Consider the following 16,916-nt stretch of genomic DNA (forward strand, 5'->3'; position numbering starts at 1 on the left):
TCTGGCTGTGCGCCTTGTCATCGCTCGCTGCCAGGTCGACTACGTCGGACGCCTGACCGCCCACCTGCCCATGGCCAACCGGCTGCTGCTGGTCAAGGCCGACGGATCGGTGTCGGTGCACTCCGACGACCGCGCGTACAAGCCGCTGAACTGGATGAGCCCGCCGTGTTGGCTCACCGAGGGCGCGGACACCTGGACGGTGGAGAACAAGGCGGGCGAGAAGCTGCTGATCGGCATCGAGGAGATCCTGCACGACTCCAAGCACGAGTTGGGCATCGAACCGGGCCTGGTCAAGGACGGCGTCGAGGCCCACCTCCAGGCACTGCTCGCCGAACATGTGGTGACTCTCGGCGAGGGCTGGACGCTGGTGCGCCGCGAGTACCCCACCGCCATCGGGCCGGTCGACCTGCTCTGCCGCGACCACAAGGGCGCCTCGGTCGCGGTGGAGATCAAGCGCCGCGGTGAGATCGACGGCGTCGAGCAGTTGACCCGCTACCTGGAACTGCTCAACCGCGATCCGCTGCTGGCGCCGGTGACCGGGATCTTCGCAGCCCAGCAGATCAAGCCGCAGGCCAGGACGCTGGCCGAGGACCGAGGGATCCGCTGTGTCACGCTCGACTACGACGCGCTGCGCGGCACCGACTCCGACGAATTCCGCCTCTTCTGAACGCGGGTCGCGGCCCAGAACGCGCCCAGCGCCAGCACCTCGATGACGGCCGCCACCGGCGGTAGGGAACCGCTGCCGGAACGGGCGAGCAGGGTGCCGCCGAGTGCTCCCGCGATCGAGATGCCGATGAAGATGATGCTGGCGTTCAACGCGAGCGCCTGGGTGCCCGCCCGACCGGCCAGCGCGAGCAGCCGCGCCGACATCGCGGGGTTGAGCCACCACCCCGCGCCACACCAGATGCCCAGCAGCGGCAGCACGAGCCAGGTCGGTGCCGGGCGGAACTGCCACAACAGCATGAGGCTCAGCATGATCACCACGAATGCCGCGATGCCGAGCTGCATGGTGCGGTCCGGGCCGAGGCGGTCCGAGGCCCGGCCACCCAGCTGGACGCCGACGAAGCCCGAGATGCCCGCGATGGCGAAGGACGCGCCCAGCAGGGTCGGGCCGAAGCCCGCCAGGTCGCGTAGGAACACCGCGAGGTAGATGACGACCATCATCGTGCCCAGCACGGACAGGCCGGTTCCCGCCAGTCCCAACGCGATCGGGGTGCTGCGCAGCGGGCGGAGCCGGTCGGACAGGCTCAGCCGCGGTTGCGGCGGGGGCTCGGGCAGTGAGCGGCGCACCATGACCAGCGACACCACCCCGAGCGCGCCTGCGGCGAACAGCGTCGACCACCAGCCAAGCGCGGCGCCGATCCAGGTGCCCAGCGGGGCGCTCACCACGATCGCGGCCACCTGACCGTTGGCGACAGCGGCGAGGTAGCTGCCCTGCCTGCCCTCGGGGGCCAGCCCCGCCGCCAGCGCGTAGGCCGCCGGGGTGACCACGGCGGCGGCCAGCGCGGCCAGCACGCGCAGGCCCATCAGCACGGCGTAGGAGCCCACCAGCGGCGTCGCCAGATTGGCCAGCGCGAAAATGATCAACGCGATGGTGAGCAGCCTGCGGCGGGGCCAGGTCGCGGTGAACACCGCGGCGAGCGGCGCGGCCAGCGCGAAGGTGATGGCGAAGACCGTCACCAGCTGACCGGCGGCGGGTTCGCTGACCGACAGGTCGTGCGCGATGGCGGGCAGCACACCGGAAATCACCACATCATCGGTGGCGAACGTGAAGGTGGCCAGCGCGAGCGCGAGCAGCCAGGCGGGCTTGCGGCGGAAGCGCTTTCCGCCCGCGGTGGTCTGGTCCGTTGCGGCCGTCATGATCCCCCCGAAGCGTGTCGGCGACAGGTTAGGGCCGTCCGGGGTAGGCATGCGAATCAATAAACTGGTGCGGGAAGGGCCGCGATGGCCCTCGAGCGGGCGCGACCTCGTTTGTCGTTGCGTATTGCTAAATGTGTCTTGCTCCTTATCTGCTGATTCATAGCGGTCAGGACGGAAACGCCGAGGTGTACAACAAATTTCCCCGTTTCCTGTTTTTCCGTTTCGGGGCTTCTGTGGGCATGTGAGCATCACGGCGGCACGCCGCCAACCCCTATTGCGGCGGTTTCGAAGGAGACAACACGTGACTCGAAAGCAGCGTCACCCTGCGATGCGCCTGATCGCGGCGGCATGCCTGGCCGCCGCGTCGACCGGAGTAGCCCTGCCCGCGGCCGCCGCCCCGGCCGTGCCCGCCGACCTGCTGCACGCGATGCAGCGCGACCTCGGTCTGACCGCCGACCAGGCCAAGCTCCGGCTGAGCCGCGAGGACGCCGCCACCAAGGTGAGTGCCGCGGTCAGCGCGCGGCTTGGCGAGAAGCTGGCCGGACTCCGTTACGACGAGGCATCCGGACGTCTTGTCGCGCTGGTCGCCGACCACAACGCCGCCCGCCAGGCACGGGATGCGGGAGCCGAGGTCAAGGTGGTGGGCCTGGGCCGCACCCAGCTGGACCGGCGCACCGCCGAGATATCCGCGCTCGTGGCCGCGAGCAAGCCAGCGGGCATCGTGAGTTGGGGCGTGGACGCCGAGACAGGGCGGGTCGTCGTCACCGTGGACCGTTCCGCGAGGGACGCCTCGACCGCGCGGTTGCTCGCAGGTCGGGACTTCCAGGTTGACCAGGTCGACGAGGCGCCGGTGCCGCAGGCGTCGATCCGCCCGGGCGACCGGTTCGGCGGCTGCTCGATCGCGTTCCCCGCCACCGGCCCCTTCGGCAGCAAGCACTTCGTCACCGCGGGCCACTGTACCGACGATGGCGGAAACGCCGTGGCGGCCGACGGCACTGTGATCGGCAAGAACGCCGCCTCCACCTTCGGGCGTGCGGGTGACTACGGCAGGGTCGACGTCAACTCCAACTGGACCCTGTCCAGCGAGGTCAACACCTACGGCAAAGCCGCCGTGCAGGTCGCGCGATCGGGTGATCCGGTCGTCGGCATGTCGATCTGCCGCTCCGGCTGGAAGACGGGCTGGCGCTGCGGCAAGGTCACCAGGGCGAACCAGACCGTCAAGATCAGCGGCTCGACACTCGAGGGCATGGCGATCTCCAACGCCTGCTCGGCACCCGGTGACTCCGGCGGCGCATATCTCAGCGGCCGCTCCGCCATTGGCATCCACTCCGCCGGACCCGGCAACAACGCCTGCGAGCGTCCCAACCCGTTCACGGTCTTCACCCCGGTCCGGACGGCCCTGCAGGCGTACAAGCTGAACCTCGTCACGGAATGGGGCTGGGACTGGACAGCGCCTTGGTCCTGACCCGGTCGTAGGCGCGCCTGCGCGGGTTGAGGTGAAGCCGGGCAGACACACAGCCTCCGCACAGCATGGCGATCTTGTGCAATACAGGCTCGGATGCGAGTGTGTCCCACGTCATTGTCAACGTTGTCGGTGAGGGGATGACAGGGGTGGGAGCACTCGCATCGGGTCTGCGGCTGGACGTGGGCCCGCTGGACTACGCCCTGCTGGCGGTGTATTTCGCGCTGGTGCTGGGCATCGGCTACCTGGCCCGCCGGTCGGTGTCCAGCAGCCTCGACTTCTTCCTGTCCGGCCGCTCGCTGCCCGCCTGGGTGACGGGGCTGGCGTTCATCTCCGCCAACCTCGGCGCGCTGGAACTGCTCGGCATGGCGGCCAACGGCGCCCAGCACGGCATCCCCACCGTGCACTACTACTGGATCGGCGCCATCCCCGCGATGGTGTTCCTCGGCATCGTGATGATGCCCTTCTACTACGGCTCCAAGGTTCGCAGCGTGCCCGAGTTCCTGCTGCGGCGCTTCGGTCCCGGCGCGCACCTGGTCAACGCGATCAGCTTCGCGGTGGCGCAGATCCTCATCGCGGGCGTGAACCTCTACGCGCTGGCCCTGCTGCTGGAGCTGATGCTGGGCTGGCCGATCTGGCTGTCCATCGTGATCGCCGCGGCGGTGGTGCTCAGCTACACCACCCTCGGCGGGCTGAGCGCCGCGATCTACAACGAGGTGCTCCAGTTCTTTGTCATCGTCGCCGCGCTGGTACCGGTCACGGTGCTCGGCCTGGTCAAGGTGGGCGGCTGGCAGGGGCTGGTGGACAAGGTGACCGCGGGCCCCGGCGGCGCGGAGCAGCTCTCCTCCTGGCCCGCGACCAGCCTCACCGGCATCGGCGACGCGACGCTCAGCGTGATCGGGCTGGTCTTCGGCCTCGGCTTCGTGTTGTCGTTCGGGTACTGGACGACCAACTTCGCCGAGGTGCAGCGCGCCATGTCGGCGCGCAGCATGTCCGCGGCCCGGCGCACGCCGATCATCGGCGCCTACCCCAAGGCGCTGATCCCGGCCATCGTGATCATCCCCGGCATCATCGCCGCGGTGGCCGTGCCCGAGATGACCGCGCTCAAGGCCGGGCAGGCATCGGATGTCGAGTACAACCACGCGCTGCCGCTGCTGATCCGCGACCTGCTGCCCAACGGCGTGCTGGGGGTGGCGATCACCGGTCTGCTTGCCTCGTTCATGGCGGGTGTCGCGGCCAATGTGAGCTCGTTCAACACCGTGTTCACCTACGACCTGTGGGAGCGCTACTTCCGCAAAGGCAAGCCCGACGCCTACTACCTGCGGGCCGGGCGGCTGGCGACGGTCGGCGGCGTGGTCGCCGCGATCGGCACCGCGTTCATCGCGGCCGGTTACGGCAACATCATGGACTACATCCAGGCGCTGTTCTCCTTCTTCAACGCGCCGCTGTTCGCCACCTTCATCCTGGCCATGTTCTGGAAGCGGATGACGCCCACCGCGGGCTGGGCGGGCCTGGTCGCGGGCACGCTGACCGCGGTCGCGGTGTTCGTGCTGGCCGAAACGGGTGTGCTGAACCTGCCGGGGCAGGGCGCCAGCTTCCTCGGCGCGGGCCTGGCCCTGGTGGTGGACATCGTGGTCAGCGTGCTGGTCAGCCTCGCGACCCGGCCCAAACCGGACGCCGAGCTTGTCGGGCTGGTGTGGAGCCTGACGCCCAAGGCCGACCGGGAACACAGCAGCGAAGGTGAAGACCGCGGCTGGTACCGCTCGCCCAAGCTGCTCGGCGCCGGCGTGCTGGCGCTGGCGTTCGTACTCAACATCTTCTTCTGGTGAGGGGAGTCGACATGGCCAGGACAGAAGAGGTCACCGGCAAGGCTCGGCTGTTCGATCTGCGCTTGATCATCGCGTTCCTGTTCGCGGTGTACGGCGTGGTGCTCACCGTCACCGGCCTGGCGTTCACCACCCAGGCCGACCTCGACAAAGCCCAGGGCGTGAACATCAACCTGTGGTCCGGTCTCGGCATGCTCGCCGTGGCCGGGCTCTTCCTCACCTGGAGCACCCTCCGCCCGCTGCGTGTACCCGATCCGCCTTCCGAGGCCTCCTGACCTGAACCCGACCAACACCCGACCAGCCGACCTGCTCACGCGACCCAAGGTTCCGTACCGACGGTATGTTTTTGACCGGGTGGGGGCTATGCGTCTGTCCGTTACTTCCGTACTCTGCGGTAACAAACTCCTTCAGGGGCCACAGCAGTAGCGGGAGCAGCCAAGATGACCGAGATTGCCCACTCCGCGTCCCAGCAGCTCAACGGACATGCGCCGACGACCTTCGACTCGGTGAGCCCGCGGACGGGGGAGGTGCTCGGCAGCTACCCCATTCACAGCGCCGACGAGGTGCGGGCCGCGGTCGAGCGTGCTGGCGAGGCGGCGGACTGGTGGGCCGGGCTCGGCTTCGACGGACGCAAGCGGCTGCTGATGGAGTGGTCCAAGGTGATCATGCGGCGGCTGGACGAGTTGGCGGCCGTGATCGCCGCCGAGACCGGCAAGCCCAGCGAGGACGCCCAGCTTGAATCGGTGCTGGTGGTGGACCATCTGCGCTGGGCGGCGAGCCACGCGCGGCGGGTGCTGCGGCGCCGCCAGGTCTATTCGGGCGTGTTGATGTACAACCACCTGTCCACCGTGGAGTACCTGCCGTTCGGCGTGGTCGGCGTGATCGGGCCGTGGAACTACCCGGCGCACACGCCGATGGGCTCCATCTCTTACGCGCTGGCCGCGGGCAACACGGTGGTGTTCAAGCCAAGCGAGTTCACCCCTGGCGTCGGGCACTGGCTGGCCGACAGCCTCGCCGAGGTCGTCGGCGGCAAGCCGGTGCTCACGGTGGTCACCGGCTTCGGGGAGACCGGCGCCGCACTGTGTTCCTCCGGTGTGGACAAGCTGGCCTTCACCGGTTCCACCGCCACCGGCAAGCGGGTGATGGCGGCCTGCGCGCAGAACCTGACCCCGGTCGTGGTGGAGTGCGGCGGCAAGGACCCGCTGATCGTGGCCGCCGACGCCGACCTGGAGAAGGCCGCCGACGCCGCGGTCTGGGGCGGCATCGCCAACGCAGGGCAGACCTGCGTCGGCGTGGAGCGTGTCTACGTCGTGGACTCGGTCGCCGACCGCTTCACCGACCTCGTCACCGCCAAGGCCAGGGAGTTGACCGTCGGCGGGCAGGACGCGCACATCGGGCCGATCACGATGCCCGCGCAGGTTTCCATCATCAAGCGGCACATCCAGGACGCCATCGCGGCGGGCGCGAAGGCCGTCGTCGGCGGTCCCGACTCGGTGCGCGAGCCGTTCGTTGAGCCGGTGGTGCTGCTCGACGTGCCGGAGGACTCGGCGGCGATGCGCGAGGAGACCTTCGGCCCCACCATCGCCATCAACCGGGTCAAGGACCTCGACGAGGCGATCGAGCGGTCCAACGCGGGCAACCTGAACCTGGGCGCGGCGGTGTTCACCAAATCCAAGGGTGCCGAGGTCGCCCGGAAACTGCGTACCGGCATGGTCGCCATCAACTCGGTGATCTCCTTCGCCGCGGTGCCCTCACTGCCCTTCGGCGGCGTCCGGGACGGCGGCTTCGGTCGCATCCACGGCTCCGACGGCCTGCGCGAGTTCGCCCGCCCGCACGCGGTCTCCCGCAAGGTGATCAAGGGCGCGTTCGAGCCGATGACCTTCTCCCGTGGCCCGAAGACGGTCAAGCGGCTCCGCACGCTACTCAAGGCCGTCTACCGCGCCTGGTAACCGCTTCGATTCGACTAAAAGGTGTCCGGAAAACGGATGCCTGGTTTGGGCTGTTCGGTGGACATGAGAACTATGCCCAGCTGCGATTGTCATTGAAGTCTGTGGAGTTTCACATTTAACGCTGTCGGCTGGAGGGCATGCATGACAGCCGATCCGGTGTGCGCGCAGGTCCCTGCCTTCGCCCGCGCCGGACCCTGCATATGGAAGGAGAAGCCGGATGCGGCTTCGCAGAATTGGCGCTGCCTTGGCGGCGGTGGTCACCGCGACCGCCGGCCTGCTGGTGGCGGGCGCGGTCTCGAATGGTTCCGCCACTCCACAGGCACAGGCGGGCGGCCCGCAGCCCTACATCATCGGCGGTCGCCCCGCCACGGAGAACTATCCCTTCTACACCAAGCTCTTCTCGGGCGGCAGCTTCGGCTGCGGCGGCTCGCTGATCGCCCCGCTGTGGGTGGTCACGGCCGACCACTGCATCGGCCAGGTCACCTCGGTCCGCATCGGCGGCACCACGCTGAGCAGCGGTGAGAGCCGCAGCGTCAGCCAGCAGATCGCAGGCCCGAGCGGCGCGGACATCGCGCTGCTGAAGCTGTCCAGCGCCTCCACCCTGGCGCCGATCCCGATCACTGGGCACGGCCTCGGCGCGGGCACCGGCGTGCGGATCATCGGCCACGGCCAGACCTGCCCGACCCGCGGCTGCGGCGGCTCCCCGCAGACGCTCCAGGAACTGGACACCACCCTGCTGAGCAGCGGCTGCACCGCGGGCTTCGACCCGCAGCGCGAGTTGTGCGTCGGCGACGCCCGCGGCGCGGGTGCCTGCTACGGCGACTCGGGCGGTCCGCTGGTCGTCAAGGTCAACGGCCGCTGGGAGCTTGGCGGTGCGACCAGCCGGGCGGGCCAGGGCCAACCGACGTGTGCCGAGGCACCGTCGATCTACATGAAGGTGCCCGCGTTCAAGTCCTGGATCGAGGGCTACACCGGTGACCTCGACGGCGGCACCACCACGCCGCCGACCTCCACCACCACCCCGCCGGGAGGCAACTGCTCCGAGGCCACCTACACCGGCTCCCTGAGCAGCGGCGGCAGCGCCTACCAGCCCAATGGCCGCTACTACCAGAGCACCGTCTCCGGCACCCACCGCGGCTGCCTGACCGGTCCCGCCGGCAGCGACTACGACCTCTACCTCCAGAAGTGGAACGGCTCCACCTGGACCTCGGTGGGTGAGGGCACCTCGCCCGGCGCCGCCGAGACCGTCACCTACAACGGCACGGCGGGCTACTACCGCTGGCTGGTGCACGCCTACAGCGGCTCCGGCTCCTACACCCTGAAGGCCGACAACCCGTAACAACCCCGGTTCGGCGCGCTGAACCCCCGGCGGGTTTAGCGCGCTGAACCTGTTTGCGCGAGTGCGCGGCGCTACGGTGGGTCAGGACACCATGGAGGTGGACGTGACCGTCGGACTCGTGCTCGTCGCACACAGCGCCAAGCTTGCGGAGGGCGCCGCCGAGTTCGTCCACGCGGTGGCCCCGGAGGTCACCGTCCTGCCCGCGGGCGGGCGGGCCGACGGGGGACTGGGCGCCGAACTCGATGCCGTGCGGGACGCGCTGGACCGGGCGGAGTCCGGGGACGGCGTGATCCTGCTGTACGACCTCGGCAGCACGCAGATGGTGGCCGAACTGGCCGTGGAGGGCCTCGGCGACCCGGACCGGGCCTATGTCGTGGAGGCGCCGTTGGTCGAGGGCGCGGTCGCCGCCGCCATCGCCGCGGCGGGCGGCGCGGACCTGGACGAGGTGGCCTCCGCCGCCGCGTCCGCCGGTTCCGGCGGCGAGATCGAGGAATCCGGATCGTGACCGGCACCGGGTTTACGCATGTTCGTGCGCGGGTGTTGCCGTCGTGGCATAGCTCACCCCGCCATCGCGGTCCGTCGTGGCAGTATCACCTGCAATCACGACGAATTCGCCGAATAGCCCCGATGCCGCGGCTTCGCACCTAATCTCAGGAGGTTTTGGCCTTGGCGCGCCAGTTCACCACCGTCGGCGTTGTCGGTCTCGGCACCATGGGTGCCGGTATCGCAGAGGTCTTCGCCCGCACCGGTCTCAAGGTCATCGCCGTCGAGGTCAGCGAGGACGGCATCGAACGCGGCCGGGGCCACCTCAAGCACTCCACGGACCGCGCGGTCCGCAAAGGCAAGCTCGAGGAGGCGGCGGCCACCGAACTGCACGGCCGCGTCAGCTACTCCACCTCGTTGCAGGACCTGGCCGAGGCCGATCTGGTGGTCGAGGCGGTGCCGGAGCACATCGACCTGAAGTCCAAGATCTTCAACGAGCTGGACAAGATCTGTCGCCCGGACACCATCCTGGCCACCAACACCTCCTCGCTGTCGATCACCGAGATCGGCGTGCAGACCGGCCGCCCCGGCAAGGTCGTCGGCATGCACTTCTTCAACCCCGCCCCGGTGCTCAAGCTGGTCGAGGTCGTGCGCTCCGTGGTCACCGAGCCCGATGTGGTCGACGACGTGGTCCAGCTGGCCACCCGGCTGGGCAAGGTGCCGGTGGTGATCGGCGACCGCGCGGGCTTCATCGCCAACGCGCTGCTCTTCGGCTACCTCAACCACGCCGCCACGATGTACGAGCAGAAATACGCCACGCGTGAGGACCTCGACGCCGCCATGCGCTTCGGCTGCGGCTACCCGATGGGCCCGCTGGCGCTGCTGGACCTGATCGGCCTGGACACCGCGTATGAGATCTGCGAGACGATGTACGCGCAGTCCCGCAACCGGCTGCACGCACCCGCGCCGCTGTTCAAGCAGATGATCACCGCGGGTCTGCTTGGCCGCAAGACCGGTCGCGGCTTCTACACCTACGACGGCCCCGACTCCCCGGTCGTGGTCGCCGACGCCGAGACCCCATCGGCCGACGGCGACTTCGGCGGCACCCCGCGCGATGTGCAGCGGGTCGGCGTGATCGGCACCGGCACCATGGCCACCGGCATCGCCGAGGTCTTCGCCAAGACCGGCCACGATGTGGTGCTGCGGGCCCGCAGCAAGGAGAAGGCCGAAGCCTCCATCGCCAAGGTCCGCAAGTCGCTGGACAAGGCCGTGGTCAAGGGCAAGCTGACCGAGGAGGCCCGCGACGCGACCCTGGCCAGGATCAGCCCGGCCGTGGAGTTCGAGGAGCTTGCCGACTGCGACCTGGTCGTGGAGGCCGTCGCCGAGGAGCTCAGCATCAAGCGCGCCGTGTTCGAGGCGTTGGACGAGGTGCTCAAGCCCGGTGCGGTGCTGGCCACCACCACCTCCTCGCTGCCGGTGATCGAGTGCGCCTCCGCCACCTCGCGCCCGCGCGACGTGGTCGGCCTGCACTTCTTCAACCCGGCGCCGATCATGAAGCTGGTCGAGGTGGTCAAGACGATCTCCACCGCGCCGGACGTGGTCGCCACCGCGCACGCGGTCTGCAAGAAGCTGGGCAAGGTGCCGGTGCACTGCGGCGACCGCGCGGGTTTCATCGTCAACGCGCTGCTGTTCCCGTACCTCAACGACGCGATCAAGATGCTGGAGGCGCACTACGCGTCCTCAGAGGACATCGACAACGCCATGAAGGTCGGCTGTGGTCTGCCGATGGGTCCGTTCGAGCTGCTGGACGTGGTCGGCCTCGACGTGTCGCTGGCCATCGAGCGCACGCTGTACCAGGAGTTCCGCGAGCCGGGCTTCGCACCCGCCCCGCTGCTGGAGCACCTGGTCACCGCCGGTCGGCTCGGCCGCAAGACCGGTAAGGGCTTCCGCGACTACACCTGAGTTCCGCCGACGCGACATCCCGGACCGCCCCCCCAGGTGGTCCGGGATTTCGCTTCTCACGGGTCAGGAAAGCAGCTTCACCTGTTCCGTGTTCGCCTGCTGGTTGGTGCACGCGATGTACGGATTCGGGTCTCCCTGGATCTGCTCGCACCGCCAGTTCACGCCGTCCACCGTGACCGTCAGCGGCGTGCTCTCGCCCTGCGCCTTCGCCAGGAAGGCGTTGCCGACCTTCACCGCGGTCGGGCAGGCCGCCTGGCCCTTGGTCGTGACCGCGACGACCTGGAGCCCGTTGGAGGCGTTCCCGCAGGACAGGTCCGCGGGTTTGGCCTGCGCCGCGGTCTGTGGCGCGGGCGCGCTGGTCGGAGCACTGGTGTCGGCGTTGGTCGGGATGGCGGGGCCGGTCGTGGTGTTCGGCGCCGCGGTATCCCCACCGGTGCAGGACGACAGACACAGGGCGAGAGCCGCGGCGGCGATGAGGGCGGAGGCTGTGGGACGGGATCGCATGACATGCCTTTCACACGTACTGAGCTGTGATTTCCGGATTCACCGGGATCACGGCATCCATCCGCCGCCGGTTGCCCATTCCCCCGATTCGGCACCCGTCAGGATGACGCGGGCAACCATTCTCCACGTTCGCGCGTTCACCGCACCGAATAGCCGCCCCACTCGACCTTGAAAAACGGTGCCGCGCCGAGGCACAGCGGTACCTCACCCCATTTCGCGGGGTCCGCCGGGTCGACCGAATGCCCGTGGATCCAACTCCAGCCGATGCGGTCGCGGCCGCCCCGGTCCTGCACGGTGAAGCCGACCCGGTGGCCGAGCACCTGTTCGCCGCCGGGATTGCCGGGGAAGTGCGCCTTCGTGACGATGCCGGTGGCCACCGCGGTGTCGCCGCCGACATCGAGGCAGTCCATATCGCCGGAGAACTCCGCCCACAGGTCCCCGTTCGGCCGGTGGTGGGTGACGTGGAACCGCCCGGTCGTCCGGCCTGGTCCGGCGCCCTTGGCCTCCAGGTCGAACCGGACCGGATCGCCCTCGAACGTGGGGAGGCCAAGCCTGCCGCCGCCCGTGCCGCGGAGCGCGGGCTCCGTCGCGCCCTCGTGCTGCGCGCTCGCGGGCAGGACCGTGACAAGCGCGCCGAGTACCAGCGTGAGACCGGCCAGCGCGGTGGCGCGTCGTCTGGTGGTGTTCATCGTGACCCCCAAGTTCCGATGCAGTGGGCCAAGCCTGACGCGGCGAACGCCTAGGGAACTCCCACCCGCAGGGGAGCGGCCTCCCTCTCGGGCGGGAAACCGACCCGCGGAAGCGAAATGGGGGAGAACCCGGAAAGCGGCGGTACTGTGGCTGTTCGTGAGGACATCGCGACTGGTCACCGGAGCCGTCGCCGCCGCGGTCGCCTTCGGCGTCTCGGCCGCGACGCACACCGACGCGCCCGCGCACGACTTCGACCGCGAACTCCAGGCCCGCATCGCCGCGGCGCAGGTGTACGCGGAGGCCCGCCCCGGCTTCGCCGGGATCGTGGTACGGGACCGCAAGACCGGTGCGGTCTGGCGCAACGTCCACACCAAGACCCACATCTGGGGCTGCTCGGTGCCCAAGCTGGCGATGGTGGTGGACCTGCTGCTGCGCAACGACTCCGGCGCGGTGCGGCTGACCGCCGAGGACCGCGAACTGATGCGGCTGATGCTGCACAACAGCGACAACGACGCCGCGACCACGCTGTGGCACCGCTACGGCGGCGAGGACTTCGCCACTCGGTTCCCCGCCTACGGCATGACGGACATGCGCTTCACCGACCAGCATCCGCACACCTGGGGCTGGATCCTCACCACCGCCGACGATCTCGACCGACTGATGAACTTCGTGCTGGAGAAGCTGCCCGCCGCGCACCGCGAGTACATCGTGCGCGAGATGCGCTCGGTGGACCCCAACCAGCAGTGGGGCGTGTGGGGTGCTGGCCCGAAGGCGATGCCGGGCAACAAGAACGGCTGGGCCGACGACAACGACGACGGCTCCTGGGTGATGAACTCGCTCGGCTTCGTCGGCCCCGGTGAGCGCTACACGATCTCGATCATGAACAACACGCAGGTCGTCGAGAACGGCTTCGAGGTCGGCAAGGAGACCACCACGAAGATCGGCAGCCTGCTCTTCGAGGGCTACTTCGACTGATCAGCCGCAGCAGCCGCCACCACAGCAGCCGCCTCCGCCGCCGGACGGCGCGGGCGCCGAGCCGCCGCGTCCGGTCATGGCCACCGTCGACAGCAGCTTGACCGTGTCATCGTGCCCCGCCGGACAGGCCGCGGGGGCGGAGGACTCGCTCATGGTGCGCTTGACCTCGAACGTCTCGCCGCAGGCCCGGCACCGGAACTCATAGGTAGGCACCCTCACATTTTGCCTTGCCCGGCTACTGGTTTGCGACCACCCGCCCCTACCGTTTAAGCGTGCCGCGCCGAAACCAGCCGAAGGGACGCCGATCGGCGGATGCCCAGCGTCCGCTCGGCGCCGCGGTGGGGTGGGCCCGTAGTGAAGCGAGTCCGGACGGGGACTGGCTGGTGCGCGATGTGCCCGGCAGCCAGGCCGTCAAGACCTACCGCTGCCCAGGCTGCGACCACGAGATCCGCCCCGGCACACCGCACGTGGTGGCGTGGCCCGCGGACGAGCCGGGCTCGGCGGAACAACGCAGGCACTGGCACTCTGGCTGCTGGAACGCGCGGTGGCGTCGGCGCCCCACGACGCGGTTCTGAACGCCCGATTTCCTCGGTCAGGTGACATTCCAGCGGCAATCCGCGTAATTCGGTTGTCCGCCAACGGCGACCCGAGGACTCTGATAGGTGCCCGGCGGGATGGGGCCGTCGGGATCGATGGTGCTGGGGAGGTGTGCCATGGAAGCCGGTTTGGCGATGCTGGCGCTGGCTGTGGCCGCCACTGTGATGGTTCTTGTCGCACAGTTGCGGAATGGTCGTGACCAGTCCGAAAACGAGACGCTCTCCTGCGACGAAGAGGTGAGCCTGCCGAGTTCCAAAAGACTGCTCGGCAGATTGGGCGTGATCAAGGCGGGATTCGCCTTGCGTTGACAGGCGTGACGAGGAAGGCCCCGACTTCACGACAGTCGGGGCCTTCCCATTGGGCAGCCCATGGCGTGCGCTCGCCCGATCGAGTGGCAGGATCGGAGGTGATGAGCACTCCGAGCACCCCGATCCGGGCCAACACCGTCCTGCCCGCCCGCCGCGAGGCGATCACCCTGCACACCGCCGACGGCCTGAGCCTGATCGGCGAGTTGTCGCTGCCCGAGCAGGCCACGCCCAAAGCCACGCTGGTCTGCCTGCACCCGCTGCCCACCCACGGCGGCATGATGGACAGCCACCTCTACCGCAAGGCCGCCTGGCGGCTGCCCGCGCTGGCCGATCTCGCGGTGCTCAGGTTCAACACCCGTGGCACCGCCAGCGAGGCGGGCCGCAGCGAAGGCGCCTTCGACAACGCCGAGGGTGAGCGCTTCGATGTCGCGGCCGCCTTGGAGTACGCCGAGTTCCACGACCTGCCCAACGTGTGGCTGGTGGGCTGGTCCTTCGGCACCGACCTCGCCCTCATGTACGGCTGCGATCCGCTGATCACCGGCGCGATCCTGATCTCCCCGCCGCTGCGGTTCAGCAAGCCCGAGCACTTGGCGGTGTGGGCGGAGAACGGCAAGCCGGTGCACGCGCTGGTGCCGGAGTTCGACGACTACCTGCGCCCCGCCGAGGCCCGCGAGCGCTTCCTGCCGCACCTTCCGCAGTGCCGGATCGTGCCCTTCCCCGGCGCGAAGCACCTGTTCGTCGGCCAGGCCGAGGAGGTCTTGGACGCCATCGTGGGCATCGTCGCCCCGGACGTCGCCACTCCGCTGCCCCGTACCTGGAACGGTCCCTCGGAGACTCGCGAAGTCAAGATCGTCGAAGGCTGAATCCCGTAGGCGCCCAACGACGAAGCGAGCGGCATACGCCGCGCGCTCGCGGTAGGCGCTGTAAACCGAGGAGGGCGGTTTAGGCCTGACACGTGGTATGCCGCCGATCGGGCGGCATTTGTTTCGCCGGGCAACATATCTGGTTAACACTGTTCGCACCCTGCCCTGCGAACTGCTGGAGGTGGACTCCATGCACCGTGTGATCACTGTCCTCATCGCCCTGCTCACCGCGTTTCCGCTGGTCACCTTCCCTGCGGCCACCGCGCCCGCGTGGACCCAGGTGTGGCGTGACGACTTCGACGGCCCCGCGAACACACTGCCCTCGGCCGCGAACTGGATCATCGACCTCGGCCACGGCTATCCCGGCGGACCGGGGAACTGGGGCACCGGCGAGATCCAGCGCTACACCGACAGCACCGCCAACCTGAGGCTCGACGGCACCGGCCTGCTGCGCATCACCGCGCTGCGGGACGGCGCGGGCGAGTGGACCTCGGCCCGCATCGAGACCCGCCGGGCCGACTTCCGACCGCCCGCGGGCGGCAGGCTGGCGATCGAGGCCCGCATCCAGATGCCGAACGTGACCGGCGAGGCCGCGCTGGGCTACTGGCCCGCCTTCTGGGCGCTCGGCTCGCCCTACCGCGGCAACTACTGGAACTGGCCCGCGATCGGCGAATTCGACGTGATGGAGAACGTCAACGGCATCAACCGGGTCTGGGGCGTGCTGCACTGCGGCGTGAACCCGGGCGGCCCCTGCAACGAGACCTCGGGGCTGGGCAACAGCCGGGAATGCCCCGGCTCGCCCTGCCAGGCCGCGTTCCACACCTACCGCTTCGAATGGGACCAGAGCACCAGCCCCAACCAGTTGCGCTGGTATGTCGACGGGCAGCAGTTCCACAGCGTGCACCAGAACCAGGTCGACGCGGGCACCTGGCAGAACATGACCGGGCACGCGGGCTACTTCCTGCTGCTCAACCTGGCCGTCGGCGGCGCGTTCCCCGACGGCGTCGCCGGCCACCGCACGCCGGTCGCCGCCACCGTGCCCGGCCACGCGCTGGTCGCCGACCACGTGGCCGTCTACACCTCGTAGAGCACCGCCGACACGCCGTCATACCCGGCCGTGCCGGAGTAACGCAGCCCGACCTTCTCCGCGACGCGGATGGCGCGGCCGTTCTCCGGCACGGTCAGGACGACGATCGGCACATCCGGCATCGCGCGCCGCGCCCAGCCCACCGCCGCGCGCGCGGTCTCGGTGGCGTAGCCGCGGCCCCACGCCTCGACCCGCAGGCGGTAGTAGACGTTCAGCGAGAACCGGCCCTCCCAGTGGTTGGGCCGCACCCCGCCGAAACCCAGGGTGTCGCCGCTGCCGGGGTCGATGATCGCCCAGTAGCCGAAGCCGTGCTCGTCCCAGTGCCGCAGCCACGCCGTCAGCGTGTCCAGCGCCTGCTCGGCGTTGAGCGGGGCGTTGTTGTGGTGCTCGGCGGTGCGCGGGTCGCCGAGCACCGCCCGCACCGCCGCGAGGTCCTCGGGCACGACCCGCCGCAGCACCAGCCGCTGCGTGCGCACCAGGGCGGGCTCGGTGGGCCGCCGGTACACCGGGCAGCGACCCTGTTCTTCCAGCGAGGTGACACCCGCGAACACGAAACCCAGCCGCTCCGCCAACGCGATCGCCCGCTCGTTGCCGAAGCTCGTGACGATCACGACCGGTTCCGGGCGGTTGGCCTCCGCCCAGCGCACCGCGAGCGAGGCCATCTCGCCCGCATAGCCCTTGCCCCACGCGGTGGGCCGGAACCGGTAGTACAGGTTCAGCGCGGGCAGGCCTTGCCGCACCGAGGGCGAGATGCCGCCGAAGCCCACCGTCCGACCGGTGCCGAGTTCGTCCACCGCCCAGTAGCCGAAGCCGTCGCGCCGCCACGCCTTGCGCCAGGTGGTCAGCATGTCAAGGCACTCGATGCCGGTCGCCGCGCCGTTGCTGTTGTGGCGGTTGGTCTCCGGATCGCCGTGGATCTCGATCACCGCGTCGAGGTCGCTCGGGACCGGCATCCGCAGCACCAGCCGCCCGGTTCTGATCAGCTCGACGTCGGCGTCCACACGAGAATGC

Annotated in this window: 17 protein-coding genes and 1 pseudogene; 13 read left to right on the plus strand and 5 right to left on the minus strand. The window is 69.4% G+C overall.

Annotated features, from left to right (window positions below; genetic code table 11):
- Window positions 1-7 precede the first annotated feature (7 nt).
- Window positions 8-667 (plus strand): endonuclease NucS, encoded by a 660-nt coding sequence (nucS, locus tag ACU6XJ_RS16580; RefSeq protein ID WP_476312059.1) that lies wholly within the window; start codon window positions 8-10, stop codon window positions 665-667.
- On the opposite strand, the gene ACU6XJ_RS16585 is transcribed toward nucS, so the two are convergent.
- Complete coding sequence (locus ACU6XJ_RS16585) at window positions 619-1,860, minus strand: MFS transporter (protein WP_476312062.1); 1,242 nt, start codon at window positions 1,858-1,860, stop codon at window positions 619-621. The two genes, nucS and ACU6XJ_RS16585, sit on opposite strands and share 49 nt — an antisense overlap.
- Before the next feature lie 301 nt (window positions 1,861-2,161).
- Here ACU6XJ_RS16585 and ACU6XJ_RS16590 point away from each other — a divergent pair, with 301 nt between their 5' ends.
- From ACU6XJ_RS16590 to ACU6XJ_RS16620, 7 genes and pseudogenes are all read left to right on the plus strand, one after another.
- Window positions 2,162-3,325 (plus strand): S1 family peptidase, encoded by a 1,164-nt coding sequence (locus ACU6XJ_RS16590; RefSeq protein WP_476312064.1) that lies wholly within the window; start codon window positions 2,162-2,164, stop codon window positions 3,323-3,325.
- 146 nt (window positions 3,326-3,471) lie between these two features.
- On the plus strand, window positions 3,472-5,151 hold the full coding sequence (locus ACU6XJ_RS16595) for a sodium:solute symporter family protein (RefSeq protein ID WP_476312067.1): 1,680 nt from the start codon (window positions 3,472-3,474) through the stop codon (window positions 5,149-5,151).
- A gap of 11 nt (window positions 5,152-5,162) precedes the next feature.
- Window positions 5,163-5,423 carry a hypothetical protein gene (locus ACU6XJ_RS16600; RefSeq protein WP_476312069.1) on the plus strand — a complete coding sequence of 87 codons (261 nt, stop codon included), beginning with the start codon at window positions 5,163-5,165 and terminating at the stop codon, window positions 5,421-5,423.
- 165 nt (window positions 5,424-5,588) lie between these two features.
- Window positions 5,589-7,097, plus strand: a complete 1,509-nt coding sequence (locus ACU6XJ_RS16605) for an aldehyde dehydrogenase family protein (RefSeq protein WP_476312072.1) — start codon at window positions 5,589-5,591, stop codon at window positions 7,095-7,097.
- A gap of 217 nt (window positions 7,098-7,314) precedes the next feature.
- The gene (locus ACU6XJ_RS16610) at window positions 7,315-8,436 is read left to right on the plus strand and encodes a S1 family peptidase (RefSeq protein WP_476312075.1); all 1,122 of its coding nucleotides are present in this window, start codon (window positions 7,315-7,317) and stop codon (window positions 8,434-8,436) included.
- Window positions 8,437-8,539: 103 nt separating this feature from the next.
- Window positions 8,540-8,911, plus strand: a pseudogene (gene dhaM / locus ACU6XJ_RS16615) (dihydroxyacetone kinase phosphoryl donor subunit DhaM); the annotation flags it as partial.
- A gap of 191 nt (window positions 8,912-9,102) precedes the next feature.
- The gene (locus ACU6XJ_RS16620) at window positions 9,103-10,881 is read left to right on the plus strand and encodes a 3-hydroxyacyl-CoA dehydrogenase family protein (protein ID WP_476312078.1); all 1,779 of its coding nucleotides are present in this window, start codon (window positions 9,103-9,105) and stop codon (window positions 10,879-10,881) included.
- A 63-nt stretch (window positions 10,882-10,944) separates the two neighbouring features.
- Here ACU6XJ_RS16620 and ACU6XJ_RS16625 read toward each other — a convergent pair whose 3' ends face one another.
- Window positions 10,945-11,385 carry a hypothetical protein gene (locus ACU6XJ_RS16625; protein WP_476312080.1) on the minus strand — a complete coding sequence of 147 codons (441 nt, stop codon included), beginning with the start codon at window positions 11,383-11,385 and terminating at the stop codon, window positions 10,945-10,947.
- 137 nt (window positions 11,386-11,522) lie between these two features.
- Window positions 11,523-12,074, minus strand: coding sequence for a hypothetical protein (locus ACU6XJ_RS16630; protein ID WP_476312083.1), 552 nt, complete (start codon window positions 12,072-12,074; stop codon window positions 11,523-11,525).
- Between the two features lie 274 nt (window positions 12,075-12,348).
- On the opposite strand from ACU6XJ_RS16630, the gene ACU6XJ_RS16635 reads away from it, so the two are divergent.
- On the plus strand, window positions 12,349-13,050 hold the full coding sequence (locus tag ACU6XJ_RS16635) for a serine hydrolase (RefSeq protein ID WP_476314065.1): 702 nt from the start codon (window positions 12,349-12,351) through the stop codon (window positions 13,048-13,050).
- Here ACU6XJ_RS16635 and ACU6XJ_RS16640 read toward each other — a convergent pair whose 3' ends face one another.
- Window positions 13,051-13,263, minus strand: coding sequence for an FmdB family zinc ribbon protein (locus tag ACU6XJ_RS16640; RefSeq protein ID WP_476312086.1), 213 nt, complete (start codon window positions 13,261-13,263; stop codon window positions 13,051-13,053).
- A gap of 59 nt (window positions 13,264-13,322) precedes the next feature.
- On the opposite strand from ACU6XJ_RS16640, the gene ACU6XJ_RS16645 reads away from it, so the two are divergent.
- The 4 genes from ACU6XJ_RS16645 to ACU6XJ_RS16660 all read left to right on the plus strand — a co-directional run bounded on the left by ACU6XJ_RS16645 (window position 13,323) and on the right by ACU6XJ_RS16660 (window position 15,905).
- On the plus strand, window positions 13,323-13,625 hold the full coding sequence (locus ACU6XJ_RS16645) for a hypothetical protein (protein WP_476312089.1): 303 nt from the start codon (window positions 13,323-13,325) through the stop codon (window positions 13,623-13,625).
- A gap of 138 nt (window positions 13,626-13,763) precedes the next feature.
- Window positions 13,764-13,955, plus strand: coding sequence for a hypothetical protein (locus tag ACU6XJ_RS16650; protein WP_476312090.1), 192 nt, complete (start codon window positions 13,764-13,766; stop codon window positions 13,953-13,955).
- A 101-nt stretch (window positions 13,956-14,056) separates the two neighbouring features.
- Window positions 14,057-14,818, plus strand: coding sequence for an alpha/beta hydrolase (locus ACU6XJ_RS16655; protein ID WP_476312093.1), 762 nt, complete (start codon window positions 14,057-14,059; stop codon window positions 14,816-14,818).
- A gap of 190 nt (window positions 14,819-15,008) precedes the next feature.
- Window positions 15,009-15,905, plus strand: coding sequence for a glycoside hydrolase family 16 protein (locus ACU6XJ_RS16660; RefSeq protein ID WP_476312095.1), 897 nt, complete (start codon window positions 15,009-15,011; stop codon window positions 15,903-15,905).
- Here the strand turns inward: ACU6XJ_RS16660 and ACU6XJ_RS16665 are convergent.
- The gene (locus ACU6XJ_RS16665; RefSeq protein WP_476312098.1) at window positions 15,893-16,906 is read right to left on the minus strand and encodes a GNAT family N-acetyltransferase; all 1,014 of its coding nucleotides are present in this window, start codon (window positions 16,904-16,906) and stop codon (window positions 15,893-15,895) included. The two genes, ACU6XJ_RS16660 and ACU6XJ_RS16665, sit on opposite strands and share 13 nt — an antisense overlap.
- Window positions 16,907-16,916 lie beyond the last annotated feature (10 nt).

This window comes from Actinorectispora metalli (genome assembly GCF_056323685.1).